Source organism: Pseudomonas resinovorans NBRC 106553 (genome assembly GCF_000412695.1).
Lineage (GTDB): Bacteria > Pseudomonadota > Gammaproteobacteria > Pseudomonadales > Pseudomonadaceae > Metapseudomonas > Metapseudomonas resinovorans_A.
Map to the genome: position 1 here is coordinate 2828992 of NC_021499.1, position 23952 is coordinate 2852943.

Genomic DNA, 23952 nt, shown 5'->3' on the forward strand with positions numbered 1-23952 from the left:
CGTCTCGGCAATCAGGCGGTGCGGCCGCCGAGGGTCTCAGCGACCCAGTCGGCAATGTATTGGCCGGCGTTGATGGAGTTGTCGAAGCTGGAGTGCTGCACACCGCCTTCGCGCGGGGTGAAGATCTTCAGCTCGCGCTTCGGGCTGTTCACCAGTTGCTCGTAGGTGCGGTGGGCCCATTTCAGCGGGATCTGCGAGTCCTGCTCGCCGTGGGTGACCAGGAAAGGCACCTTGATGCGCTCCACCACGCCGTCCAGGTGGACGTTCTCGGCGATGGTCATGAACTCGTCGACGTCCTTGCCGCCCCAGACCCAGCGCACGTGCTCCCAGTAATGCGGCACGGGGAAGCTGCCCTCGCGTTCCAGGCGGCGCTTCTGCACGTCGCGCCAATCATGGTTGGCGCCCCACACCACGCCGCAGGCGAAGCGCGGTTCGAACGCCACCACGCGGGGGCAGTAGTAGCCACCGAGGGACACGCCTTCGCAGCCGATGCGGCTGGCGTCCACGTCCTCGCGGGTCTCCAGCCAGTCGAACACGCGGCTGCCCCAGTGCTCGGTATCGAAGCGGGCTTTCAGGTCGTGCAGGCGCAGCGCCTCGCCGGTGCCCGGCTGGTCGATCACCAGCGACGACACGCCGCGCTTGGCGAGCCAGGCCGGCAGGCCGACGCGGTATTTCATTTCCTTGGTGGAATCCAGGCCGTTGAGCTGCACCAGTAGCGGCGCGGGACCTTCCACGCCCTCGGCGCGGACGAACAGCCCGGAGATCACCTTGCCCTCGTAGGGGATTTCCACCCGTTTGCAGTTCTCGCCGGAGAGGGCGATGCCACGGGCGAAGGTGTCGAGGAAGCCTTGGTACAGCTCCAGGCGACCGGGGGCGCCGTGGGCCTGCAGGCGCTCGCAGGTCAGGTAGTAGGTGGCGGCGCGGTTGTATTTCTCGCCGGCCGAGAGCAGGCGGCCTTGCTCTTCGTCTTCGCGGGCGAGGTCGCAGAGCTTGTCGGCCATCTTCGACCAGGTTTCACGGAAGGCCCGGGTGCCGGCGGCGTCCGGTTGCTTGGCGGCCTCCTGCAGGGGCTCGCACATTTCGACGATCTCGCCGATGCGCGCACCCATCTCCAGGGCCAGGTCCACGGAGAGATTCCAGACGTAGTTCGTGGGGAAGTAACGGAACATGTTGTTGTTTTCCTTCTTCTGATCCGGGGCGCGCCTTCGGGCGGTTGGCGCCGGGCGCAAGGCGGGCGCTCCCTGGATGACTGCTCCCGCATCAGGCAGTGGTGCGGGCGTCGACCACCCGGCTGGGGCGGCCCTGGCAAGCTCGCATGGGGTCAGGGATTGGACAAATCGCTTGTTCGGATGCCAGCTATCTCGCGGCGAGATACCTTGCGGCAGCCATGGCCAACGGCGATGCCACGCATCGCCAGTCTCGATTGGTGGGTCCGCCGCGGGGCTGGCTAGGGTACGCGGCCGCGCTCCATGCGCCCGATCCGCTGAGGAGGATGCCCTTGCCCACTACCACTCCACGATGGCCAACGAACGCCGCCGCGCCATGGCGTTGGCTGGTCCACCTGAGCGTTGGCGGCAAGCTGTCGCTGGGCTTCGGCCTGGTGCTGGCGTGCACGCTGGGGGTGGCCTTTGCCGCCCTGCACGCCTTGCAGCTCAGCCAGTCCAGCTCGGCCCAGCTCCGGGTGCTGGATCGCCTGCAGGGCGCCCTGGCCGAGGCGCGTTTGGCGGAGCGCGCGTTCGGCCTGGCGCCCTCGGCCGAGGCCGCTGCGCAGGTCGACGCCGCCTTGCGCCAGCTGCAGGCCGAGGCTCCCCGGTCCGGCTCGGGGGACGACTTTCGCACGGCCCTGGGGGCTGGCGCCCAGGGCTATCTCGATGCCTTCCACCGCTACGCCGATGCAAGGCGCACGGCGGTGGATGCGCGGTTGCGCATGCAGGGACTGGCCGAGGACACCGGCCAGAGTTTCAGCGGACTGTTCCTCGATCAGGTGGACGACATCAATCTCGCGCTGGAGCAGGGTGGTGTCCCCGACCCGCAGCAGATGCAGTTGCTGGAAGAGGCGGCCAGTCTGCGAGAGCGCCTCGCCTACCTTCGGGACTCCGAGTTGTATTTCTCCCTGGAGGCGCAGAAGCGCTTTCGCGATGACTGGGAAAACCGCGTCAACGAGCTGGGCAGTGCCCTGTCCAGCCTGGCCTCGCGCCTGGACGGCGAGCGTCGAGGCGCGCTCGACGAGGCGAACCGCGCCTTGGACCAGTACCGCCAGGCGTTCCTGCGTTTCGTCGCCAGCGGCGAGGCGGCGGCCTCGGCCCAGGCCGGCATGAGCGACGCCGCGACCCAGGTGACCGGGCTGTTGCAGCGGGAAAGGGAGCGACGCGCCGAGGCAGATGGCGCGATGCGCAAGCGGCTCGACCTGCAGCTGGCGGCCATGGTGTTGCTGGCCCTGGCAACGAGCATCGCGGCCTGCCTGGCGATCCGGCGCGCCATCGTGGCGCCGTTGCGGCAGATGCTCGGCCTGGCCCGACGGATCGCCGCCGGTGACCTGGCCGAGGGCTCGCTGCCCATCGCTCGGCGTGATGAGCTCGGCCAGTTGGGCGAGGCCATCGGCCAGATGCAGGAGGCCCTGCGCGTGCTGGTCGGGCGAATCGGTGCGGAAGTGGCGCGCCTCGACCAGGCTGCCGGCTCCCTGGCCGGGATGGTCGGGCGTACCGGGCATGGTGTCAGCGCCCAGCGCCAGCAGGCCGATCGTGTTGCCGACGCCATGCAGCGGGTAACCCGCTCGGCGGCCCAGGTGAACGTCCAGGTGGAGGGTAGCCAGGCCGCCCTGGGCGATGCGGGAAAGCTGATTCGCGAGGGCGATGCGCTGATGCGCGAAGCCAGTGCCAGCCTGCAGCGGCTGTCCCGGGAGGTGAGCGGCAGCGCCGCGTCCATGCAGCTGCTGGAAACCCAGAGCGAGGCCATCACCGCGGTGCTGGATGTGATCAGCTCGGTGGCGGAGCAGACCAACCTGCTGGCCCTCAATGCGGCGATCGAAGCGGCCCGCGCCGGAGAGCATGGTCGTGGTTTCGCCGTGGTGGCGGACGAGGTTCGCGCCCTGGCCGGACGCACGCGCAGTTCCACCGGCGAGATCGAGACGATGATCCAGCGTCTCGGTCAAGTGACCCGCGAGACGGCCGAGGGTTTGCGCGGCAGCCAGCGGCTGACCGCGGAGGGGGTGGACCTGGCGGGGCGCGCCAGCGGCGTGCTGGCCTCGATCACCGACGCCATGGGGCAGCTCGAACGCACGGGGCTGACCATCGCCCAGGCCGCGGCCCAGCAACACGAACTGGCCTGCCAGGTGGACGAGGCGGTGGCGAGGGTCGGCGAGGTGGTGGAGCAGAACGCGAGGGACTGCGCCGAACTGGAGGCGGCTTCGGACAGCCTGCAACTGCTCAGTGCCAGCCTGGGCGGAGCGGTGGGCGCGTTTCGCCGTGGCTAGCGCGCCTGAACCTCAGGGCGAAACCAGGTATTCCGGGCGCTGGAGCATGTCGATCAGTTTTTCCCGCAGCCAGCGCAGCATGGGATCGCGGTCCAGGCTGCGGTGCCAGCCCATGTACTCCTGCATTGCCGGCAGTTCCACCGGCGGCGGCAGGATGCGCAGCGGCAGGGTGCGCGCATAGAGTCGCGCCAGGCGGCTATGCATGGTGGCGACCCGTTCGGTGCCGATCACCAGTTGGGGCAGGGTGTTGAAGTCGTGGGTGATGACCTCCAGGCGGCGCTTGCAACCGTACTGGGACATGAACCACTCCTCGATGCCCGGTGTGCGGCTACGGCCGAAGGCGACGCTGACGTGTCCCAGCTCCAGGTAGCGCTCCAGCGTCAGCCGCTCGCCGACGGCCTGGTTCTGGTCCCACACCACGCACACGTGCTGCTCCTCGAACAGCAACCGGGAGGGGTGATCCTTCACGACGTAGTTCTCCGGCGCGATCATCAGGTCCACTTCGCCGCGCATCAGCATCTCGACGGCGGTTTCGCCAGGGCTGATGAGTTCGAAGGTCACCTGCGGCGCCTCGTGGTTCACCTCGCGGATCACCTCGGCGAAGAGCACGCTGATCAGATAATCCGAGGCCATGATGCGGAAATGCCGCCTGCTCTCGGCGATGTCGAAGACCGGCTTGGCGGTGATGGAGGTCTGGATCTTCAGCAGGACTTCGCGGACCGGGATCTCCAGTTCCTTGGCCAGCGGGGTCGGCATCATCTTGCGCCCCACCTGCACCAGCAGGTCGTCCTCGAAGTAAGTACGCAGGCGGCCAAGCACGCCGCTGGTGGCGGACTGGGTCATGTGCAGGCGGGTGGCGGCGCGGGTGATGTTCTGTTCTTCGAGCAGCACATCCAGGGCCACCAGGAGGTTCAGGTCCAGGTGCTTGAAGCGCATATCAGGCGTCTCTTGTTGTATTTATTTTCGCGATACCCTGCATCCCGACTAACGATTAGTCAAATTGTTCCCGCCTTTCTAGCCTGTGCTTCCAAGGACCGCCCGGAGGCCGCCAGGCCCTTGTGGTCCCCCGTCCCGAAAAACGCTCGCCCGGGCCTTTGCGCTCGTGATCGCCCGTGCGTCACACAACAAGAACAAGGATTCATCCATGAGTGATATCAGCAAGGTACTCATCGTCGGCGGTGGTATCGGTGGACTCTGCGCGGCCATCGCGTTGCGGCGCCAGGGCATCTCTGTGGACCTGGTGGAGATCAAGTCCGAGTGGACCGTCTACGGCGTCGGCATCATCCAGCAGAGCAACGTGGTCCGTGAAATGGCGCGCCTCGGTGTGCTCGACCACTACCTGGACGCCGCCTATGCCTTCGATGACGTGGGCATCTACGACCTGCAGGGCAATGCCCGCGTACGCATCCCAGGCCAGCGCCTGGCGGGCCCGGAGTACCCGGCCAACGTCGGTATCTCGCGGCTGGCCCTGCACCAGGTGTTGAGCGGCACCGCCATCGAGCTCGGCGCAGAGGTCCGCCTGGGGATCACGGTGGAGACCCTGGAGCAGGATGCCGATGGCGTCGATGTGGTCTTCACCGACGGCAGCCACGGCCGTTACGAGCTGGTAGTCGGCGCCGATGGTGTCTACTCGAAGATCCGCGGCATGCTCTTCGGCGATACCTACACGCCACGCTTCACCGGCCAGGCCGTGTGGCGCTACAACTTCCCCCGGCACCCGTCCATCGACCACCTGGCCAGCTACACCGGTGCCGAGGGCAACGCCGGCCTGGTGCCGCTGGCAGACAACCTGATGTACATGTTCTCCACCTCCCACGAGCCGGGTAACCCCTGGTACGAACCGGAGCAGTTGGCCGAACTGATGCGTGACCGCATCAAGCACATCGGCGGCCTGGTGGGGGAGCTGCGTGAGCAGATCACCGACAGCGGCCAGGTGGTGTACAAGCCGATGGAAGTGGTGTTCGTCGATGAGCCCTGGTTCAAGGGCCGGGTGCTGCTGATCGGCGATGCCGCCCACGCCACCACGCCGCACCTGGGGCAGGGTGCCGGCATGGCCATCGAGGACGCCCTGGTGTTGAGCCTGGAACTGGTCTCCGGCGGCTCGCTCGACGAACGCCTGGAGCGCTTCATGGCGCGTCGCTTCGAACGCTGCAAGTACATCAGCGGCAACTCCATCCTTGCCGGCGAGCGCGAGATGGCCCACGACGCGAGCTTCGATCGCATTGGCCTGACCAAGGCCATGCTCGCGCGCACCGCCGAGCCCATCTGAGCCCACCGGGCCGTCCCGGCCCGGTTCCGCCATGCCGCGTAGCCGCCCAGTCGGGTGCGCGGCGTCGTCCCATCCCTGAGGTCAGCGATCCATGATCGAGGTCACGGTCACCCGCAAACTGCAGGAAGCCGAAGGCATCTGCAGTTTCGAACTGGTCCGCGCGGCTGGCGGCGCCTTGCCGCCCTTCAGCGCGGGCTCCCATATCGACGTCCACCTGCCCGATGGCCTGGTGCGTCAGTATTCCCTGTGCAATCACCCGGACGAACGCCACCGCTTCCAGATTGCGGTGCTGCTGGACCCCGCCTCCCGGGGTGGTTCCCGATCCATGCATGACGCGGTGCAGGAAGGGGCGACATTGCGCATCAGCGAGCCGCGCAACCTGTTTCCCCTGGTGCATGACAGCGGGCGCACACTGCTGTTTGCCGGCGGAATCGGCATCACTCCGATCCTCTGCATGGCCGAGCGGCTGGCCAGCGGTGGCGCTGCCTTCGAGCTGCACTATTGCAGCCGCGAACAGGCGCGGACCGCCTTCGTCGAACGTATCCGTGCCTCGGCCTTCCATGACAAGGTGGTTTTCCACTTCGACGACCAGGGCGAGGAACAACGGCTGCGCGCATTCGAACTGCTGCAGGGCTACCGCAGCGGTGACCACCTGTACGTATGTGGCCCCGGCGGCTTCATGGGGCACGTGCTCGATGAGGCGCGACGGGCCGGTTGGCCGGAAGCCGGCCTGCATCGGGAATACTTCGCCGCCGAGCCCAGGGCGCAGGTCGAGGCGGGCGCCTTCGAGGTGCAGCTGGCCCGCGATGGCCGCTGTTTCCAGGTGCCGGCCGAGCGTAGCGTCGCCGACGTGCTGCTGGAGGCGGGGATCGACCTGCCGCTGTCTTGCGAGCAGGGCATCTGCGGCACCTGCCTGACCCGGGTACTGGACGGCGAGCCGGAGCACCGCGATATGTTCCTCACCGCCGACGAGCAGGCGCGCAACGACCAGTTCACGCCCTGTTGCTCGCGCTCCCGGAGCCCGCGCCTGGTGCTGGACCTGTAGGCGCGATTTCATTCGTGCGACCTGTAGCGGCGTAGGATGGGTCGGGCGGCGTTCCGCGAGCTTGCGATACCCATCAGCCCTGTCCCCATGGGTATCGCTGCGCTCAACCCATCCTACGTGTGCCATGCGCCCCGGGCAGCGGGCCGATGGCGGCGGTGATCACCGCCGCCTCTGTCTGCTCGCGGCTCAGCGCACCCAGCATGTACGGCTTGAGCATGTTGCTCTGGCGCAGGCGCGCGTAGCCGTAGAGGGTCGACCACATGGCGATCAGTCGTGCTTGCAGGCGTTCGTCATCGGACTCCTCCAGGGCGTCGCGCAGGGTCGCCGCGATTCCGCAATAGATCTGGTGGAGCCGGGCGCCCAGCTCATCTTCCTCCTCCGCCTGCTGCAGCAGGCCCGAGTCGTACATCAGCAGGAACAGCCCCGGTTGCGCCTCGGCGAAGGCGAGGAAGGCACGGCAAGCCGCCCGCGCCCTGTCCCCGGCGGTGCCGCTGCTCCGTGCCGTCTCGCTGTGGGCGTCCAGTAGCCGGCGGAATCCTTCGCAGGCGCAGGCGCGCAGCAGCGCGTCGCGGTCGGCGAAATGCCGGTAGGGCGCGCCCCTGGAAACCTCCAGCACCTGGGCCAGGTCACGCAATGACAGGGCCTGGTAGCCCTGTTCCTCGACCGCCTGTAGCGCGGCGTCGATCAGGGATTGGCGCAGGTTTCCATGGTGGTACGCACGTGTCTCGTTCATGCCGATTAACCATTGACCGGAGTTGAGGGGATGACTAATGTGAGCGGTGCTTACATTGCTCGTTCAATCGTCCCACGAGCCATTCACCGCCGCTGCAACGGCGGAAAGGCGCGAGCATATCAGGGGGACGAGGGCTCGATGCAGGCAACCCTGTCGATACGCCCATGAGGACAAGAACAAGATGAAATTCCTGAAGAACGCCTGGTACGTCGCCGCCTGGGACAACGAGGTGGAGCCCGGCGACCTGTTCGCCCGTACCCTGCTCAACGAGTCCGTGCTCTTCTTCCGTGATGGGGCCGGCAAGGTGCAGGCCATCCACAACCGCTGCCCACACCGTTTCGCACCGCTGTCCATGGGCAAGCTGTGCGGCGGCCAGGTGCAGTGCGCCTACCACGGGCTGGAGTTCGACGGCAGTGGCGCCTGCACCCGCAACCCCCATGGCGATGGCGCCATCCCCCGCGCTGCGCGGGTGCGGGCCTACCCGGTGGCGGAAAAGTACAGCGTCATCTGGATCTGGATGGGCGATGCCGAGGCGGCGGACGAGGCGCTGATCCCGGACTTCGGCTGCATGGACCCGGCGCGTTTCTACGTCGCAAAGCGCTACCTGCATGCGCGCGCCAACTACGTGCTGGAGTCGGACAACATCCTCGATCTGTCGCACATCCAGTACTTGCACCCGAGCACCCTCGGCAGCAGCGATGTCAGCCAGGCCATCACCCGCGTCGAGCAGCAGGGCGAGACGATCTGGTCGTACCGCCAGACCGTGGCCGAGATCATGCCGGACTTCCTCTACGGCGCCATGGGCATCCCCTTCGGTACGCCGGTGGACCGCTGGATCGACGTGCGCTGGGACGCCCCGGCCAACATGCTCCTGCTGGCCGGAGCGGTGGCCACCGGGCGGCCCCGTGCCGAAGGCCGGGAGACTCCGCTGCCGCACCTGTTCACCCCGGAGACCGATACCACCACCCACTACTGGTTCTCCTTCCCGATGCCACGGGAAATGGGCGAGATGGGCGAGCGCATCGCCGAAGAGCAGGTGTCGGCGCTCAACCAGCCGTTCAGCACCGAGGACCTGCCGATGCTCGAAGCCCAGCAAGGAATGATCGGCGACGCCGACTTCTGGTCCCTCAAACCGGTGCTGTTGCCCGGCGACGCGGCTGCGGTGCGCGCCCGCCGCGTGCTGGACAAGCTGATCGCCGATGAGCAGGCGGCACAGATCAGCGTGCGCGCGCTGGAGGCCTGAGTATCCCGAGTGGCGATACCTCGCATTGCCACTCGCGATTGGTTGGGGCCCGCGGGCCATGGCAGCCTGCGCCCCAAACAGGATTCCCGAGACCGCCCGTGCCCGATCATCTGAACTACCTCTGCCACGACGACCAACTCGAGGAGGGCCGTGCCCGGGGGTTCGACCCCTGGGGTCATGGCCGCGATACCGTGCTTGCCCTGCGCTGGCGTGGCGAGGTGCGGGTCTACCGCAATCTCTGCCCGCACCTGGACGTGGCCATGCAATACCGCAAGGACCATTTCATGGCCGGCGACGGCCAGCACATCATGTGCTTCGCTCATGGCGCGTTGTTCCGCCCCGATAACGGCTTCTGCGTGCTGGGCCCGTGCCTCGGCCAGTCGCTGCAAGCGTTGACGGTAAGTACCGACGCCGATGGCGGCTTGTGGCTCGAAGTACCACCCGGCGGCGCCGCTTTGGAGGAGCCGGCGTGCGCTTCCACGGCCTCGACCTGAACCTGCTGGTGGTGCTCGATGCGCTGTTCCTCGAGCGTCATGTCACCCGCGCCGCCACGCGCCTGCACCTGACGCAATCGGCGGTCAGCGCCGCCCTGGGCCGCTTGCGCGAACACTTCCAGGACCCACTGTTCGTCCTGGTGGGCGGGCGCATGTTGCCCACCGCGCTGATGCAGCGGCTGCAGCCGGATATCCAGCGGGTGCTGGACAGCGCCCGTGGCATCGCCTTCGCCAACGCCAGCTTCGAACCAGGAGAGGCGCAGCGGCGCTTCCGCGTCATGGCTTCCGACTACGTGATAGCGGTCCTGCTGCCGGCGCTTCGGCAGCGCCTGGCGCGGGAAGCGCCCGGGGTGGACCTGCAACTGCTCAGCCTGGTCCCGCAGCGCAGCAGCGAAGGCGGCGCACTGGTGGACGAGGCCCTGGAGCAGCGGCATTGCGACCTGGTGATCCTGCCCCATGCCCACGGCTCGGAGCGGCATCCGCGCGAGCCGTTGTTCGAGGACGATTTCAGCGTCATTGCCTGCGCCGACAACCCGTCCTTCGTCGACGGACTGACCCTGGAACATTACCTGGCGGCCCCGCATGTGGTGCGCGAGACCGGCGCTGGCGTCCAGGGCAGCATGGAAGCGGAGTTCCTCGCCAGCCAGGGCCTGGACAGGCGCGTGGCGGTGGCGGTCGAACAGTTCGGGCTGATCCCCGAGTTCGTCGTCGGCGGTCCGTGCCTGGCCACCCTCCACAGCCGCCTGGCGCGACTCTATGCGCGGCGCTTCCCATTGCGCTTGCTGGCACCGCCGCTGGCCTTCCCGGCCACTCGCCAGGTGCTGCAGTGGCATGCCTACCAGGACGGCGACCCGGCCCTGGCATGGTTGCGCGGGCTATTGCTCGAAGTGGCCGCTTGCTGAACTGTGTGGATGTCCGCAGCCGCATGAGGGAGATCCTGGAAACGGAACCAGTCTGCAGGCCGCGTAACTCAGGGGTTTGTCGGTGGATTGAAGAAAGCCTGCACGCCGGTTCGATTCTGACTTCGGCCTCCCTCTAAAAGCTCTGTAGATCAAACGCCTACGGGGCTTTTTTCATGTGCCGAGACAAGTAGGCCATATGCGGGAATTCCCCTCATCGGGCCACGAGGGTATTCCCCGGCCAGGCTGAAGCCAGGTATGGGCAGCGCTTCGTGCGGCTGCCACCAGAGTCTGGTTTCGCCCCCCGTCTTGCGCCTAAGTGATTGATTCGGAATTTTATTTAGGCTTAAATCAGCGCCCTGCACCAAACCCCCTCCTGCCCGGATGGCGAAATCGGTATACGCAGAGCACTTAAAATGCTTCGACCTTCGGTCGTGCGGGTTCGAGTCCCGCTCCGGGCACCATCGATGCGGTTTCAGCTGTCTCCACCTGAGTCTGAAACCCGCAGAAACCGGCCATTAGAGCCGGTTTTTTTGTGCCTGTCCTCATGGCTTGACCCCACGCCAGGGCACCGAATGCACGGCCACCAGGTCGATGGTGCCGGCCTGTCATCAGTGTTCATCATGGGTTCCGAGGGCTAAGGTGATGCGTTGTGCGTGCGTCGCTGGGTACTCCGCGTGCCACACTGCAGTACATGGCGGGGTGACTGACGCGGATGTTCCCGGGATAAAGGAAGGCGACTCAATCCGGAGGACGTATGAAGCGAAGGCTGCAACAGCGTCTCCAGGCCGAGGTGTCGGAGGCACTACCAGGATTCGTGGTGACCTGCGAGTTTGCGACTGATCGCTCGATCGATATCAGCCTGAGCAACCAGGCAACCCACGAGGCCCTGCGGATTACCGGTGTGCAGTTGGGGGCCTTGCTCGGTCCCGGGGCTTTCGATGAGATGGTCGACCAGCTCATGTTCGAAATCCGCGCGGTCACCGGTGCCGATCGGATCGAGAAGGTGCGGGACGGAAACTAGCAGCTCGCCTGGATGAAGACGGCGTTGGCCCTGGGGAGCAGGGCGCCTTGTTTCGCTGCCGCCATGGGCTGAGTACGTTCGGTTCCTGCCCGGCTTCCTGCGAAAAGAAATCGGTCTAAAAAGCGCCTACCGGATACGCGGGGCTTTGCTAGCCTCTAACTCAGTAGGTGGATACGCAGACTGATGCGCAAGCGGATAGAGAGGAAACGTGGGGCGCGTTCCGAAGGGTACACGGTTAGAAAGATCTCCCCGATGAGATCCAGCCCTTACGCCGTGTGAAGCAGAAGGCTTACATGTTTCTGTGGGATGCCTGATAAACCTCTTAAGCCGGAAACCAGCACCGGCCACCTACTACGAATTCCAGGCCCGCCTCGTGCGGGCCTGTTCGTTTCCGGGGCCTTGATCCTTCCTGATCAGTTTTCGACTTCGGCGGCCTGCTTGGCGGTGGCGGCGTCGCCGTACACGCGCCGCTTGATCCCTTCCCGCAGCGTCTGCACCAGGATGTAGAGCACCGGGATCAACAGCAGGCCGAACACCGTGGCCACCAGGAGGCCGCCGAACATGGTCATGCCGATAGCCCGGCGGCTGCCGGCACCGGCGCCCGTGGCGATGATCAGCGGGATGACGCCGAATATCGACGCCGCCGCGGTCATCAGTACCGGGCGGAAGCGCTCGGATGTCCCGGCCACGGCGGCCTCCATGATGCCGAGCCCTTCCTCGCGCCGCTCCTTGGCGAATTCGACGATGAGGATCGCGTTCTTGGCCGCCAGGCCGATCAGCAGCAGGAGGCCGATCTGCGCATAGATGTTCAGGTCGATACCCGACAGCAGCAGCGCACCCAACGCGCCGAGCGCGGCCACCGAGACCGACAGCATCACTGAAACGGGCACCGACCAGCTTTCGTACTGGGCCACCAGGAACAGGTAGGTAAATAGAATGCCCATCAGTACCACCAGCGCGGTTTCGTTGCCGGCCTGCCTTTCCTGGAGCGCCAACCCGGTCCATTCGAACCCGAAAGCGCTCGGCAAGACCTCGGCGGCCAGGGATTCCATGCTCTCCAGCGCCTGGCCGGTGCTCGCGCCAGCCGACGCCTGGCCGTTGATGGCGGCGGTTGGGAACAGGTTGTAGCGGTTGATGGTGCTCGGCCCGTAGATGGTGGTGATCGACAGCAGGCCTTGCAGGGGAATCATCGCGCCGCTCTGGCTGCGCACGCGCAAGCGCTGGATATCTTCTATCCGATTGCGGAACTCGGGCTCGTCCTGGATACGAACCTGGAAGACCCGCGAGAAGATATTGAAGTCATCGACATAGGCCGAGCCCAGATGCGCCTGAAGGGTGCTGAAGATGGTGGCCGGAGATACCCCGAGCAGTTCCGCCCGCCCGCGATCCACATCGAGATAGAGTCGCGGCACGTCCGCGCTGAAGGTGCTGAACACGCCGCTCAGGCCGGGCGTCTGGTTGGCCCTGATGATCAGCGCGCGCATGACCTCGGCCAGCTCTTCCTGGCTCTGCCCGCCACGGGCCTGCAGGCGGAAGTCGAAACCGCCGGTGGTACCCAGCCCGGGTATGGCAGGGGGGTTGAACGGCACGATGGACGCCGTCGAGATCTTCGCGAACTCGGCGCGCAGGTGCGCCATGATGGCGTTGATTCCCTGATCCGAGCCGCGCTCGCTCCAGGGCTCGAGCGCCGAGATGACCATGCCGGTATTGGAGCCGCCACCGCCCACGAGGCTGGAGCCGGAGATGCCGATGGCATTCGCGACGCCGGGCGTTGCCCGCATCACCGACACCACATTGGCCAAGGTCTGCTCGGTGCGCTCCAGGGAGGCGGCGTTCGGCAGCTGGACGTTGACGAACAGGTAGCCCTGGTCTTCCGGCGGCACGAAACCCGTCGGCAGGACGCGAAACAGGCCGTAGATCCCGGCGAACAGCGCCACCATCACAATGCCGACGAGCGCCAGCTTCCGGCCCACGCCCGTCAACAGCTTGAGGTAGACCGCCCGCGAGGCGTCCAGCCCTCGGTTGAAGCGGCCGAACAGTCCGGTCCGTGCCGGTTCCTTCGGCGGCCGCAGCATGATCACGCACAGCGCGGGGCTCAAGGTCAGGGCATTGATGGTTGAAAAGGTGATGGTGACGAGGATGGTCGTCGCGAACTGCTGGTAGAGGCGGCCGGTGATGCCCGACAGGAAGATGACCGGCACGAAGAGCGCGGCGAGCACGAGGGTCGTGGCGATGATCGGGCTGGTCACCTGGCCCATGGTGCGCAGTGTCGCCTCGCGAACGTCCAGCCCCTTGTCGCGCATCAGGCGCTGCACGTTCTCCAGCACGATGATGGCGTCATCCACCACCAGGCTGATGGCGAGCACCATGGCGAACAGGGTGATGGTATTGGCCGAGTAGCCCATCAGGTACAGCGCCGCGAAACCGCCGATCAGGGAGACGGGAATGGTGAAGGTCGGGATCAGCGTGGCGCGCCAGTCCTGCAGGAAGAGGTAGGTGACCACGACCACCTGCGCGAAGGTGATGATCAGGGTGATGATGATTTCCTTGATGGTCTCGGTCAGGAAGCTCGTGGTGTCGAACACGACCGTATAGGCCACGTCGTCAGGAAACTGCGCTGAAAGCGTCTGCAGTTCGTTGCGTACGGCCTCGGCCACGTTCAGTGCGTTGGCGTCGGAGGATTGGTGGATGACCAGCGTGGCGCTGGGCTGGCCGTTGAGCGTGGACGTCGTGTCATAGGACTGCGCGCCCAGCTCGATGCGCGCGACGTCGCGCAGGCGGACTATCGCCCCGTCGCTGTTGGTGCGAATGACGATGTTGCCGAAGTCCTCTTCGCTCGACAGCCTGCCCTGGGCGGTCACCGTCATCTGCAGCTGCTGGCCGTTGACCGAGGGCGCGGAGCCGATCTGGCCGGCCGATGCCTGGGCGTTCTGCGACTGGATCGAGGCGATCAGGTCGGCGGCGGTGATCCCCAGGGCCTGCATGCGGTCCGGGTTCATCCAGATGCGCATGCTGTAGACCGGCCCGAACACGCTGGCTTCACCGACGCCGCCGATGCGGGCGAGGGCATCGCGGACATTGATGGTGGCGTAGTTACTTAGAAAGATGCTGTCCCTGGTGCCCCTGGGGGAGTAGATCCCGATTCCCATCAGCATGCTCGATGAGCGGCTTCTCACCGACACGCCGGTTTGCGTCACGGCCGCGGGCAGGCGCGGGGTCGCCATCGCGACGCGGTTCTGCACGTTGACCTGGGCGATCGCCGGATCGGTGCCCACGGCGAAGGTCACCGTCAGCGAGTAGGTGCCGTTGTCGGTGCTGGAGGAGGACATGTAGAGCATGTCCTCTACGCCGTTCACCTGGTCTTCGATGGGGGCGCCGACGCTGTCGGTCATCACGCTGGCATTGGCGCCGGGGTAGCTGGCCGTCACCTGGACCTCAGGCGGCGTGATCTGCGGGAACTGGGCCACCGGAATGCGCAGGAGCGCCAGGGCGCCGGCGATGGTCATGACCAGGGCGATCACAATCGCCAGGCGCGGCCTGCCGATGAAGGGGGCGGACAGGTTCATGGCGCTTTACCCGACTGCGCCGCGCCGGCCGGATCGTCCGTGCCGACTTCGGTGACCTTGACCAGGGTGCCCGGCGCCGCGTTCTGGAAGCCCTCGACAATCAGCTTCTCGCCGCCTTCGAGTCCGTCATCGACGACCCAGCCGCCGGCCACCTGGGTCGACACGCCGATACGCCGCACCGCCACCTTGCTGGCGTAGTCGACCAGCAGGACGAACTTGCCCTCGCGATCCTGCTGGACGGCGCCCAGGGGCACGACCGGGCGCAGCTTCTGGTCGATGTCCCGCACCACCACCGTGACGAACTGGCCCGGCAGGAGCAGGGCCTGCGGGTTGGCCACCAGCGTCCGGATGGCCAGCGTGCCGGTCAGGGGATCGATTTCGTTGTTGAAGAAGTCGATGGCGCCCGCCTGGTCGAGTTGCTGCCCGTTCGACAGGCGCACCGCGGTGCTGAACCGTTTGGCCAGTTGATCCTTGGTCAGGCCGCCGGCGGCCGCGCGAAGATCGAGGATGGTGCGATCGCTGACCGAGAAGACCACGCGGATCGGATCGCTCTGCACCACACGGGCCAGGGGGCCGGAGGAGGGGCCGACCAGGCTGCCGACGGAAAAGGTCGCGGTGCCGATGCGGCCGTCGATCGGCGCCTTGATGTGCGTATAGCTGAGGTTGAGCTCCGCCTGGCTGACCCGTGCTTCGGCGGCCATGACCGAGGCCCGGGCGGAGTCGCGCGCCGTTTCGCTCTGTTCGAGCACCGCCTGGGCGACGTTCTGCCGGCGGACCAGCGTCTGGTTCCGTTGCAGCTCGCGCTCGGCGTCCAGCGCAACGGCCCGCGCGCTGGCGAGTGCCGCCTGGGCCTCGGTCAGGGCGATTTCGTAGGTTTTCCGCTCGATGGCGAAGAGTTCCTGGCCTCGTTGGACGGCGTCGCCCTCGTTGAACAGGCGGCCATCGAGGAAGCCATCGACCCGGGCGAGTATGTCGACGGCGTTGACCGCCTCGACACGTCCGACGAACTCATGGGATTGCGCCGTGTCCTTGATTGGAACCGCCTCGACGGCCACCAGGGGGGCATCCTGCGCCAGGACTCTGGTGACCGCCAGAGGGGAGCACTGGAGCGTCAACGTCAGTGCCAGAACCAGCGTCCCGGATTGCGTGGCCTTCATGGGAATCACCTGCGCGCAACGATCAACTGCAAACGAATAAAGCCTATGGACTTCCCTGAATCAAAGGCCAAGGCAGGCGGAAGGCGGCGGGCCATGGTTCCAACGGGGTCCCGGATGGCCCGGCTCGCTAGTAGCGTAGAACCTTTCGCGTTTGTGCGTGGACTAAGGCTGAAGCCCTGATGCGTCTTTTCGATGCATTAGTTACGCAATTTCAGCTAGTTTTAAGGGGGCCTGAATGGATCGGGTGAAAGAGAGGTATCGAATGGAATCGAAAGAGCAGCATCTGGTGCGCCTGCTCAGTCTGACGACTCGCAGTCTTACGCATCTGACGGCGGCAATGAGCGAGATGTCGTTCGAGATGATGCGCAGCGAGGATCCGGCGGTAAAAAGCGCGGGTGGGCGGATGATCGACCACCTGGCCGCCATAGGCGCCGGGTTGGACCAGCACTGGGAAGCCCTGGCCGTCTACAGCGACCAGCCCATCGACCACGACGGCAGCGGGGCGCTGGTGGAACTCGAACTCAACGAACTGCCCCAGGAATCCTGACAAGACGGCCCGCTCGGGCCGTTGTCCTTTCTCCGCCTGCGCGGTTTCTCCGTACATTCATTTCGCTGTCATGGCCCTGCCATGAGCCTTGGATGGAATCCGCCTATCACCGGCGGAGGGCTATCCATGCAGATTTGCGTGATTGGTGCGGGGTATGTGGGCTTGGTAACGGCCACCTGTTTTGCCGAGATGGGCAACCAGGTCAGCTGCGTGGAGCGCGACCCCTTTCGCCTGGCGCGCCTGGCCCATGGTCAGGTCCCCCTCTATGAGCCCGGCCTGGAGCCCATGCTCCAGGCCCACCTGGCCAGCGGCCAGCTGAGTTTCATGGCGCGTGTCGAAGAGGGCGTGGCCGAGGCCGACATCGTCTTCATCGCCGTGGGTACGCCCAGCGGCGAAGACGGCTCGGCCGACCTGTCCCACGTGCTGGCGGTGGCCGACGAGCTGGGCGCCAGCCTCAGGCGGCCGTGCCTGGTGGTGGACAAGTCGACGGTGCCGGTGGGAACCGCCGAGCGGGTCGCGCAGCGTATCAATGCCGGGCTGGCGGCCAGGGGCCTGGGCTTCCGGGTGCAGGTGGCGAGCAATCCGGAGTTCCTCAAGGAAGGCTCGGCCATCGACGACTTCATGCGCCCGGACCGGGTCATCATCGGTTGCGACGATGCCGACGCCAGCGAACAGCTGCGCCGCCTCTACGCGCCGTTCCTGCGCAACCACGAGCGGCTGCTGAGCATGGGCGTGCGCGCCGCCGAGTTCACCAAGTACGCCGCCAATGCCTTCCTCGCCACCAAGATCTCCTTCATGAATGAGATGGCGGGTATCTGCGCGCGCCTTGGGGTGGATATCGAGGACGTGCGCCGGGGCGTGGGCAGCGACAAGCGCATCGGCACCCACTTCATCTATGCCGGCTGCGGCTATGGCGGCTCCTGCTTCCCCAAGGATGTGCGCGCGCTGATCCGCACCGCCGAGCAGGAGGGCATGGAGCCTGGCATCCTGCGGGCGGTGGAAGCGCGCAATGCGCTGCAGAAGACTCTGCTGTTCCAGGCCCTGCGCGAGCATTTCAGCGGTTTCCTGCAGGGCAGGGTGGTGACGCTATGGGGGCTGTCGTTCAAGCCGGGCACCGATGACCTGCGCGAAGCCCCCAGCCTGGTGCTGCTGGAGGCGCTGCTACAGGCCGGCGCGCGGGTGCAGGCTCATGACCCGGCAGCCAATGCGGGGGTCGCCGCGCGCTACCCGAAGGCGGTGGAGTCGGGCCAGTTGCGCCTGCTGGATTCCCCTTACGGCGCGGCCGAGGGCGCGGACGCCCTGGTGCTGGTCACCGAGTGGAAACAGTTCCGCCAACCGAACTTCGAGCGAATTCGTGGTCTTATGCGCATGCCCGTGATCTTTGATGGACGCAACCTCTACGAGCCGGCGCAGCTGGTCGAAGCGGGGTTCCTCTATCGGGGCATAGGACGGCCCGCGAGCGGGCATTGTAAGGCGACTGCGGCCTGATTAGACTGCGCGGCAATTCGCCATAACATCCACCTCTCAAGGTTCGAAATGATCAAGAAATGCCTGTTCCCCGCTGCTGGTTACGGTACCCGCTTCCTGCCGGCTACCAAGGCGATGCCCAAGGAAATGCTGCCAGTGGTCAACAAGCCACTGATCCAGTACGGCGTTGAAGAGGCCCTGGATGCCGGCCTGAGCGAGATCTCCATCGTCACCGGCCGTGGCAAGCGTGCCCTCGAAGATCACTTCGACATCAGTTACGAGCTGGAGCACCAGATCAAAGGCACCGACAAGGAGAAATACCTGGTCGGCATTCGTCGCCTGATCGACGAGTGCAGCTTCTCCTACACCCGCCAGGTGGAGATGAAAGGCCTGGGCCACGCCATCCTCAGCGGCCGCCCGCTGATCGGCGACGAACCCTTCGCCGTGGTCCTGGCGGACGACCTCTGCCTGAACCTGGAAGGCGATGGCGTGCTGACCCAGATGGTCAAGCTGTACAACCAGTTCCGCTGCTCCATCGTCGCCATCCAGGAAGTGCCGCGCGAGGAAACTTCGAAGTACGGCGTGATCGCCGGCGAGATGATCCGCGACGACATCTTCCGCGTGAACAGCATGGTGGAAAAACCCAAGCCCGAAGACGCCCCGTCCAACCTGGCGATCATCGGCCGCTACATCCTGACCCCGGACATCTTCGATCTCATCGAGCAGACCGAGCCGGGCAAGGGTGGCGAGATCCAGATCACCGACGCCCTGATGAAGCAGGCCCAGAGCGGCTGCGTGCTGGCCTACAAGTTCAAGGGCAAGCGCTTCGACTGCGGTGGCGCGGAAGGCTACATCGAAGCCACCAACTACTGCTTCGAGAACCTGTACAAGACCGGCAAGGCCTACTGATCGGGCCGCTGCTGCGAAAAGGCCGCCTTCGGGCGGCCTTTTTCATTTGGATTTGCGATGCAAGGTCCGAGGACGTCGCAGGATGTGGCGGGCGGCGTTCCGCGCGCCGGCGATACCCATCAACCACAGTCCGCGTGGGTTTCGTACCTCAACCCATCCGTTGCTCCCGCAGGGCGCGAATCAGCCGCGCTACGGAATCGGCAGCGCCTCGGACCCCGGCCCCAGCGGCTGGCCGTAGCTGAACTCCACATAATTGCCCGCCGGGTCGCGCAGGCCGCAGTAGTAGCCCACCGGGTAGGGCTCGTCCCGTGGCGCCCAGATCAGGCAACCGGCCGCCTCGGCCCGGGTGGCGATGGCGTCGACCCGCTCGCGGCTGTCCACGGCGAAACCGAAGTGACTGTAGTCATCGCTGGCCAGGTGACGGGCCTGGCCGCCGGGCATGATCACGAAGATGAACTGGTGTTCCTTGCCGGGTTCGGCCATCCAGACGATCTTCGAGCCCTTGCCCGCCCGCTCGTGGATCACCCGCATGCCGCAGAAGTCCGCATAGAAGCGGATGCAGGGTTCCAGGTCCGGGACGTGCAGGGCGACATGGGTGAGGGTGGGGCGCATGGGAAACCTCCTGCGGGATGCCTCAAGAATAGGCCCGACAACTGGCCAGAGACAGATCTTCCGGTATGCTGGCTGCTTGTTTCTGGAGACTTGTCATGGCTTACGACTTCGACCTCTTCGTCATCGGTGCCGGTTCCGGTGGTGTGCGTGCGGCACGCTTCGCGGCGGGCTACGGGGCCCGCGTGGCCATCGCCGAAAGCCGCTACCTGGGCGGCACCTGCGTCAACGTCGGCTGCGTGCCGAAAAAGCTGCTGGTGTACGGCGCCCACTTCGCCGAGGACTTCGAGCAGGCCCGTGGCTTCGGCTGGAGCCTGGACGAAGCGGGCTTCGACTGGCCGAGCCTCATCGCCAACAAGAACCGCGAAATCCAGCGGCTCAACGGCATCTATCGCAACCTGCTGGTCAACAGCGGCGTGACGCTGCTGGAGGGCCACGCCAAGCTGGTCGACCCCCATACCGTGGAAGTCGCCGGGCAGCGTTGCACGGCCAGGCACATCCTCGTCGCCACCGGCGGCTGGCCGCAGATCCCCGAGGTCCCCGGCCGCGAACTGGCCATCAGCTCCAACGAGGCGTTCTTCCTCGAGCAACTGCCCAAGCGCGTGCTGGTGGTGGGCGGCGGCTACATCGCGGTCGAGTTCGCCTCGATCTTCCACGGCCTGGGGGCCCAGACTTCCTTGCTCTACCGGGGCGAGCTGTTCCTGCGCGGCTTCGACGACGCCGTGCGCCACCACCTGCGCGATGAACTGGGCAAGAAAGGCCTGAACCTGCAGTTCAATTCCGACATCGCGCGGATCGACAAGCAGGCCGACGGCAGCCTCCTGGCCACCCTCAAGGACGGCCGCCACCTGGAGACCGACTGCGTGTTCTACGCCACCGGCCGCCGCCCGATGCTGGACAACCTGGGCCTGGAGAACACCGGCGTGGAGCTGGATTCGCGCGGTTTCATCAAGGTCGACGACCAGTTCCAGACCTCCGAGCCCTCCATCCTCGCCCTGGGCGATGTGATCGGCCGCGTGCAGCTCACGCCGGTGGCGCTGGCCGAAGGCATGGCCGTGTCCCGCCGCCTGTTCAAGCCCGAGGAATACCGCCCGGTGGACTACGATCACATCCCCACCGCGGTGTTCAGTCTGCCGAACATCGGCACCGTGGGACTCACCGAGCAGGAGGCGCGTTCCAGGGGCCACAAGGTGAGGGTCTTCGAGAGCCGCTTCCGGCCGATGAAGCTGACCCTCACCGAGAACCAGGAACGCACCCTGATGAAGCTGGTGGTGGATGCCGAGAGCGACCGCGTGCTGGGTTGCCACATGGTCGGGCCGGAAGCCGGCGAGATCGTCCAGGGCCTGGCGGTGGCGCTCAAGGCCGGCGCCACCAAGCGCATCTTCGACGAAACCATCGGCGTGCATCCCACGGCCGCGGAAGAGTTCGTCACCATGCGAACCCCGGTGGGTGCCTGACCCGCAATGGATCAGCTCTTCTACCTGGCCGACCTGTTCGGCGTGGCGGTCTTCGCCATCACCGGCGCCCTGATGGCGGGGCGCAAGTCCATGGACCTGTTCGGTGTGCTGGTGATCGCCATCATCACCGCTCTGGGAGGCGGCACTCTGCGCGATGTGATCCTCGGCAACCACCCGGTGGCCTGGATCAAGGACGACACCTACATCCTGGTTGCCTCCCTGGCCGCCCTGGGCACCGTGGTCTGGGTGCGCCTGACCCGGCCGATCAATGAATACGGGTTGCTCCTGGCCGACGCCTTCGGCCTGGCGGTCTTCACCGTCTATGGCACGGAACTCGCCCTGCAGCACAACCTGCAACCGGGCACGGCGGTGATCATGGGGGTTATCACCGGGGTCGGTGGCGGCGTCATGCGCGACATCATCTGCAACGAGGTGCCGCTGATCTTCCAGAAGGAGATCTACGCCATCGCCTGCATCGCCGGCTCCCTGATGTTCATCGGGCTGCGCGAGGTGGCGCTGCCGAGCTGGCTGGTGACCACCGGCTCGATGCTGGCGGTGCTGCTGATCCGCCTGGCGGCCATTCACTGGCGACTGTCCCTGCCACGTTTCCACCTGCTCGATCGCGAGTGACCGATCGGCGCCTCCCGCAGGGGGCGCCGCGTGCACCGCCTCTACTGCCCGAACGGTGCGCATGGCACACCCTGCGAGGTACACCCGGAAACCGGATGTTTACGCCCCTCGCTGGCGAAATCCGGCAAACCCGCGACACTGGATGCAGCCATTCTTCACCATTGGCCAGAGGGAAACGCCATGTCCAGATTCGCCCTGCTATTCGCCTTGATCCTCACCAGCGGCCTTGCCCAGGCCGAGATCAAGACCCAGGAAATCTCCTATAAAGGCCCGGACGGTACCGCCCTGGTGGGCTACTACGCCTATGACGACGCCATCGCCGGCAAGCGACCCGGCGTGGTGGTGGTCCACGAGTGGTGGGGCCTCAACGACTACGCCAAACGCCGCGCCCGCGACCTCGCCGCCCTGGGCTACAGCGCCCTGGCCATCGACATGTACGGCGAGGGCAAGAACACCGAGCACCCGGCCGACGCCCAGGCCTTCATGCAGGCCGCCCTGGCCAGTGCGCCGGCGGCCAAGGCGCGCTTCCTCGCCGGCCTCGACCTGCTCAAGGCGCAGCCCCAGACCGACCCGGACAAGCTGGCCGCCATTGGCTACTGCTTCGGCGGCAAGGTGGTGCTGGACATGGCCCGCGACGGCGTGCCGCTGGCGGCCGTGGCCAGCTTCCACGGGGTGCTGGCCGCCACCACTGCGGCCAAGCCCGGCGCGGTCAAGGCCAAGGTCCTGGTGGAGCACGGCGAGCGGGACACCCTGGTGCCCATGGCCTCGGTGACCACCTTCAAGGAAGAGTTCGACAACGCCGGGGCCGACTACCGCGTGGTGATCCAGCCCAAGGCCAAGCACAGCTTCACCAACCCCGACGCCGACCGTCTCAGCCATGCCGGGCACGGCAGCGAGAAAGGCCCCGACCTCGGCTACAGCCAGGTGGCCGACGAGAACTCCTGGGCCGACATGCAGGCGCTGTTCAAGGAAGTCTTTGGCCAGTAGGCGCGTTGGCTAGGCTGAATAAGGCAAGCAAAGGGAGTGGCGCCATGAGCAAGCTGTTGCAGACCTTCTCACCCATCGACGGCTCGCTCTATGTCGAGCGTCCCTGGGCCACGGCGACCGAGGTGGCCGCGGCGCTGGAACGAGCCGAATCCGCGCGCCCGGTCTGGAAGGGCACGCCGCTGGCCGAGCGGGTGGCCATCACCCGGCGCGCCATCGCCGCCTTCGCCGCCCGTGAGGAAGAGCTGGCGCGCGAGCTGTGCTGGATGATGGGCAGGCCGATTCGCTACGCGCCGGGGGAGATTCGTGGCTTCGCCGAGCGCGCCGGCTACATGGCCGATATCGCCGAAGAGGCCCTGGCCGACATCCATCTGCCGGACAAACCCGGCTTCACCCGCCTGATCCGCCGCGAGCCCCTGGGGCTGGCGCTGGTGATCGCCCCCTGGAACTACCCGTACCTGACGGCCGTGAACGCCGTGGTGCCGGCGCTGTTGGCGGGCAACTGCGTGCTGCTCAAGCATTCCGCGCAGACTCCGCTCTGTGCCGAGCGCATGGTCGAGGCCTTCGCCGAGGCGGGCCTGCCGTCGGGAGTGCTGCAATACCTGCACCTGAACCACGGCGACACCGAGCGGCTGATCCAGGCCGAACCCGTGCGCCATGTGGCCTTCACCGGCTCGGTGGCGGGCGGCGCCATGGTCGAGCGCGCGGCGGCCGGGCGCTTCATCAGCTCCGGACTGGAACTGGGCGGCAAGGACCCGGCCTACGTGAGGGCTGACGCCAACCTCGGCCATGCCGTGGAAACCGCCATCGACGGCGCCTTCTTCAATTCCGGCCAGTCCTGCTGCGGCATCGAGCGCATCTACGTGCATGCCGACCTCTTCGATGCCTTCGTCGAACAGGCCGTGGCGCTGGTGGGCCAGTACCGACTGGGACGTTCCGATGATCCGGAGACCACCCTCGGCCCGCTGGTGCGCAGTGAAGCGGCCGAGTTCGTCCGGGGCCAGGTCCGCGAGGCGCTGGGGCAGGGCGCCAGGGCCCACCTGGATGCCGCCGCCTTCCCCCTGGACCTGCCCGGCAGCGCCTACCTGGCACCCCAGGTGCTGACCGGGGTGCACCACGGCATGCGGGTCATGAGCGAGGAATCCTTCGGCCCGGTGGTGGGTATCCAGAAAGTCCATGACGATGAGGAGGCGTTGGCGCTGATGAACGACAGCCCCTACGGCCTGACCGCCGCCATCTTCAGCCAGGACGAGGCCAGTGCCCTGGCGTTGGCCGACCGGGTGGAGGCCGGCACCGTGTTCCTCAACCGCTGCGACTACCTGGACCCGGCCCTGGCCTGGACGGGGGTGAAACACTCCGGGCGCGGCTGCACCTTGTCGCGGGTGGGGTTCGAACACCTGACGCGGCCCAAGTCGTTCCATTTCAAGACCAGCCTGTGAGGCGAGCC

Annotated in this window: 20 protein-coding genes and 1 tRNA gene; 15 read left to right on the top strand and 6 right to left on the bottom strand. The window is 66.3% G+C overall.

Going from position 1 to position 23952, the window contains the following annotated elements; all coding sequences use genetic code 11:
* Window positions 1-11: 11 nt before the first annotated feature.
* The gene (locus tag PCA10_RS12760; RefSeq protein ID WP_016492503.1) at window positions 12-1169 is read right to left on the bottom strand and encodes an alpha/beta hydrolase family protein; all 1158 of its coding nucleotides are present in this window, start codon (window positions 1167-1169) and stop codon (window positions 12-14) included.
* Window positions 1170-1492: 323 nt separating this feature from the next.
* On the opposite strand from PCA10_RS12760, the gene PCA10_RS30635 reads away from it, so the two are divergent.
* Window positions 1493-3472 (top strand): methyl-accepting chemotaxis protein, encoded by a 1980-nt coding sequence (locus PCA10_RS30635; protein ID WP_051148033.1) that lies wholly within the window; start codon window positions 1493-1495, stop codon window positions 3470-3472.
* 12 nt (window positions 3473-3484) lie between these two features.
* Here PCA10_RS30635 and PCA10_RS12770 read toward each other — a convergent pair whose 3' ends face one another.
* Entirely contained in the window at window positions 3485-4408 is a 924-nt protein-coding gene (locus PCA10_RS12770; protein ID WP_016492505.1) for a LysR family transcriptional regulator, read from the bottom strand.
* Between the two features lie 208 nt (window positions 4409-4616).
* Between PCA10_RS12770 and PCA10_RS12775 the strand changes: the two genes are divergently transcribed.
* Complete coding sequence (locus PCA10_RS12775; protein WP_016492506.1) at window positions 4617-5741, top strand: FAD-dependent oxidoreductase; 1125 nt, start codon at window positions 4617-4619, stop codon at window positions 5739-5741.
* 91 nt (window positions 5742-5832) lie between these two features.
* A complete protein-coding gene (locus PCA10_RS12780; protein WP_016492507.1) occupies window positions 5833-6786 on the top strand; it encodes a PDR/VanB family oxidoreductase in 954 nt (317 codons plus the stop codon).
* Between the two features lie 103 nt (window positions 6787-6889).
* Here the strand turns inward: PCA10_RS12780 and PCA10_RS29220 are convergent, their stop codons facing one another.
* Complete coding sequence (locus PCA10_RS29220) at window positions 6890-7519, bottom strand: TetR/AcrR family transcriptional regulator (protein WP_016492508.1); 630 nt, start codon at window positions 7517-7519, stop codon at window positions 6890-6892.
* A gap of 181 nt (window positions 7520-7700) precedes the next feature.
* Here PCA10_RS29220 and PCA10_RS12790 point away from each other — a divergent pair, with 181 nt between their 5' ends.
* From PCA10_RS12790 to PCA10_RS12810, 5 genes are all read left to right on the top strand, one after another.
* Entirely contained in the window at window positions 7701-8762 is a 1062-nt protein-coding gene (locus tag PCA10_RS12790) for an aromatic ring-hydroxylating dioxygenase subunit alpha (protein WP_016492509.1), read from the top strand.
* Window positions 8763-8860: 98 nt separating this feature from the next.
* Window positions 8861-9256, top strand: a complete 396-nt coding sequence (locus tag PCA10_RS12795) for a Rieske (2Fe-2S) protein (RefSeq protein WP_016492510.1) — start codon at window positions 8861-8863, stop codon at window positions 9254-9256.
* Window positions 9232-10158 (top strand): LysR family transcriptional regulator, encoded by a 927-nt coding sequence (locus PCA10_RS12800; RefSeq protein WP_016492511.1) that lies wholly within the window; start codon window positions 9232-9234, stop codon window positions 10156-10158. The genes PCA10_RS12795 and PCA10_RS12800 overlap by 25 nt, the downstream gene beginning before the upstream one ends.
* 375 nt (window positions 10159-10533) lie before the next feature.
* Window positions 10534-10619, top strand: a tRNA-Leu gene (locus PCA10_RS12805).
* A gap of 293 nt (window positions 10620-10912) precedes the next feature.
* Window positions 10913-11179: a hypothetical protein gene (locus PCA10_RS12810; RefSeq protein WP_016492512.1), complete on the top strand. Its 267-nt coding sequence runs from the start codon at window positions 10913-10915 to the stop codon at window positions 11177-11179.
* Between the two features lie 413 nt (window positions 11180-11592).
* Here the strand turns inward: PCA10_RS12810 and PCA10_RS12815 are convergent, their stop codons facing one another.
* Together PCA10_RS12815 and PCA10_RS12820 are read right to left on the bottom strand one after the other, a co-directional pair.
* Window positions 11593-14745 carry an efflux RND transporter permease subunit gene (locus PCA10_RS12815; RefSeq protein WP_016492513.1) on the bottom strand — a complete coding sequence of 1051 codons (3153 nt, stop codon included), beginning with the start codon at window positions 14743-14745 and terminating at the stop codon, window positions 11593-11595.
* Window positions 14742-15902, bottom strand: coding sequence for an efflux RND transporter periplasmic adaptor subunit (locus PCA10_RS12820; protein WP_016492514.1), 1161 nt, complete (start codon window positions 15900-15902; stop codon window positions 14742-14744). The genes PCA10_RS12815 and PCA10_RS12820 overlap by 4 nt, the downstream gene beginning before the upstream one ends.
* Window positions 15903-16164: 262 nt before the next feature.
* Between PCA10_RS12820 and PCA10_RS12825 the strand changes: the two genes are divergently transcribed.
* The 3 genes from PCA10_RS12825 (at window position 16165) to galU (ending at window position 18825) form a co-directional block, all read left to right on the top strand.
* Window positions 16165-16449 carry a hypothetical protein gene (locus PCA10_RS12825; RefSeq protein ID WP_016492515.1) on the top strand — a complete coding sequence of 95 codons (285 nt, stop codon included), beginning with the start codon at window positions 16165-16167 and terminating at the stop codon, window positions 16447-16449.
* 126 nt (window positions 16450-16575) lie between these two features.
* Window positions 16576-17937: a UDP-glucose dehydrogenase family protein gene (locus PCA10_RS12830; protein WP_016492516.1), complete on the top strand. Its 1362-nt coding sequence runs from the start codon at window positions 16576-16578 to the stop codon at window positions 17935-17937.
* Window positions 17938-17985: 48 nt separating this feature from the next.
* The gene (gene galU / locus PCA10_RS12835; RefSeq protein WP_016492517.1) at window positions 17986-18825 is read left to right on the top strand and encodes a UTP--glucose-1-phosphate uridylyltransferase GalU; all 840 of its coding nucleotides are present in this window, start codon (window positions 17986-17988) and stop codon (window positions 18823-18825) included.
* 189 nt (window positions 18826-19014) lie between these two features.
* Here the strand turns inward: galU and PCA10_RS12840 are convergent, their stop codons facing one another.
* Entirely contained in the window at window positions 19015-19437 is a 423-nt protein-coding gene (locus PCA10_RS12840; RefSeq protein WP_016492518.1) for a VOC family protein, read from the bottom strand.
* Window positions 19438-19532: 95 nt separating this feature from the next.
* Here PCA10_RS12840 and gorA point away from each other — a divergent pair, with 95 nt between their 5' ends.
* The 4 genes from gorA to PCA10_RS12860 all read left to right on the top strand — a co-directional run bounded on the left by gorA (window position 19533) and on the right by PCA10_RS12860 (window position 23944).
* A complete protein-coding gene (gene gorA, locus PCA10_RS12845; protein ID WP_016492519.1) occupies window positions 19533-20891 on the top strand; it encodes a glutathione-disulfide reductase in 1359 nt (452 codons plus the stop codon).
* A 6-nt stretch (window positions 20892-20897) separates the two neighbouring features.
* Window positions 20898-21521, top strand: a complete 624-nt coding sequence (locus PCA10_RS12850; RefSeq protein ID WP_016492520.1) for a trimeric intracellular cation channel family protein — start codon at window positions 20898-20900, stop codon at window positions 21519-21521.
* A gap of 180 nt (window positions 21522-21701) precedes the next feature.
* Window positions 21702-22508, top strand: a complete 807-nt coding sequence (locus PCA10_RS12855; protein WP_016492521.1) for a dienelactone hydrolase family protein — start codon at window positions 21702-21704, stop codon at window positions 22506-22508.
* A 44-nt stretch (window positions 22509-22552) separates the two neighbouring features.
* Window positions 22553-23944: an aldehyde dehydrogenase family protein gene (locus tag PCA10_RS12860; RefSeq protein WP_016492522.1), complete on the top strand. Its 1392-nt coding sequence runs from the start codon at window positions 22553-22555 to the stop codon at window positions 23942-23944.
* Window positions 23945-23952: the final 8 nt, after the last annotated feature.

Coding starts and splice junctions, on each gene's coding strand:
- PCA10_RS12760 (WP_016492503.1), bottom strand. CDS start 1,169: ATGTTCCGTTACTTCCCCACGAACTACGTCTGGAATCTCTCCGTGGAC.
- PCA10_RS30635 (WP_051148033.1), top strand. CDS start 1,493: ATGCCCTTGCCCACTACCACTCCACGATGGCCAACGAACGCCGCCGCG.
- PCA10_RS12770 (WP_016492505.1), bottom strand. CDS start 4,408: ATGCGCTTCAAGCACCTGGACCTGAACCTCCTGGTGGCCCTGGATGTG.
- PCA10_RS12775 (WP_016492506.1), top strand. CDS start 4,617: ATGAGTGATATCAGCAAGGTACTCATCGTCGGCGGTGGTATCGGTGGA.
- PCA10_RS12780 (WP_016492507.1), top strand. CDS start 5,833: ATGATCGAGGTCACGGTCACCCGCAAACTGCAGGAAGCCGAAGGCATC.
- PCA10_RS29220 (WP_016492508.1), bottom strand. CDS start 7,519: ATGAACGAGACACGTGCGTACCACCATGGAAACCTGCGCCAATCCCTG.
- PCA10_RS12790 (WP_016492509.1), top strand. CDS start 7,701: ATGAAATTCCTGAAGAACGCCTGGTACGTCGCCGCCTGGGACAACGAG.
- PCA10_RS12810 (WP_016492512.1), top strand. CDS start 10,913: ATGAAGCGAAGGCTGCAACAGCGTCTCCAGGCCGAGGTGTCGGAGGCA.
- PCA10_RS12815 (WP_016492513.1), bottom strand. CDS start 14,745: ATGAACCTGTCCGCCCCCTTCATCGGCAGGCCGCGCCTGGCGATTGTG.
- PCA10_RS12820 (WP_016492514.1), bottom strand. CDS start 15,902: ATGAAGGCCACGCAATCCGGGACGCTGGTTCTGGCACTGACGTTGACG.
- PCA10_RS12825 (WP_016492515.1), top strand. CDS start 16,165: ATGGAATCGAAAGAGCAGCATCTGGTGCGCCTGCTCAGTCTGACGACT.
- PCA10_RS12830 (WP_016492516.1), top strand. CDS start 16,576: ATGCAGATTTGCGTGATTGGTGCGGGGTATGTGGGCTTGGTAACGGCC.
- galU (WP_016492517.1), top strand. CDS start 17,986: ATGATCAAGAAATGCCTGTTCCCCGCTGCTGGTTACGGTACCCGCTTC.
- PCA10_RS12840 (WP_016492518.1), bottom strand. CDS start 19,437: ATGCGCCCCACCCTCACCCATGTCGCCCTGCACGTCCCGGACCTGGAA.
- gorA (WP_016492519.1), top strand. CDS start 19,533: ATGGCTTACGACTTCGACCTCTTCGTCATCGGTGCCGGTTCCGGTGGT.
- PCA10_RS12850 (WP_016492520.1), top strand. CDS start 20,898: ATGGATCAGCTCTTCTACCTGGCCGACCTGTTCGGCGTGGCGGTCTTC.
- PCA10_RS12855 (WP_016492521.1), top strand. CDS start 21,702: ATGTCCAGATTCGCCCTGCTATTCGCCTTGATCCTCACCAGCGGCCTT.
- PCA10_RS12860 (WP_016492522.1), top strand. CDS start 22,553: ATGAGCAAGCTGTTGCAGACCTTCTCACCCATCGACGGCTCGCTCTAT.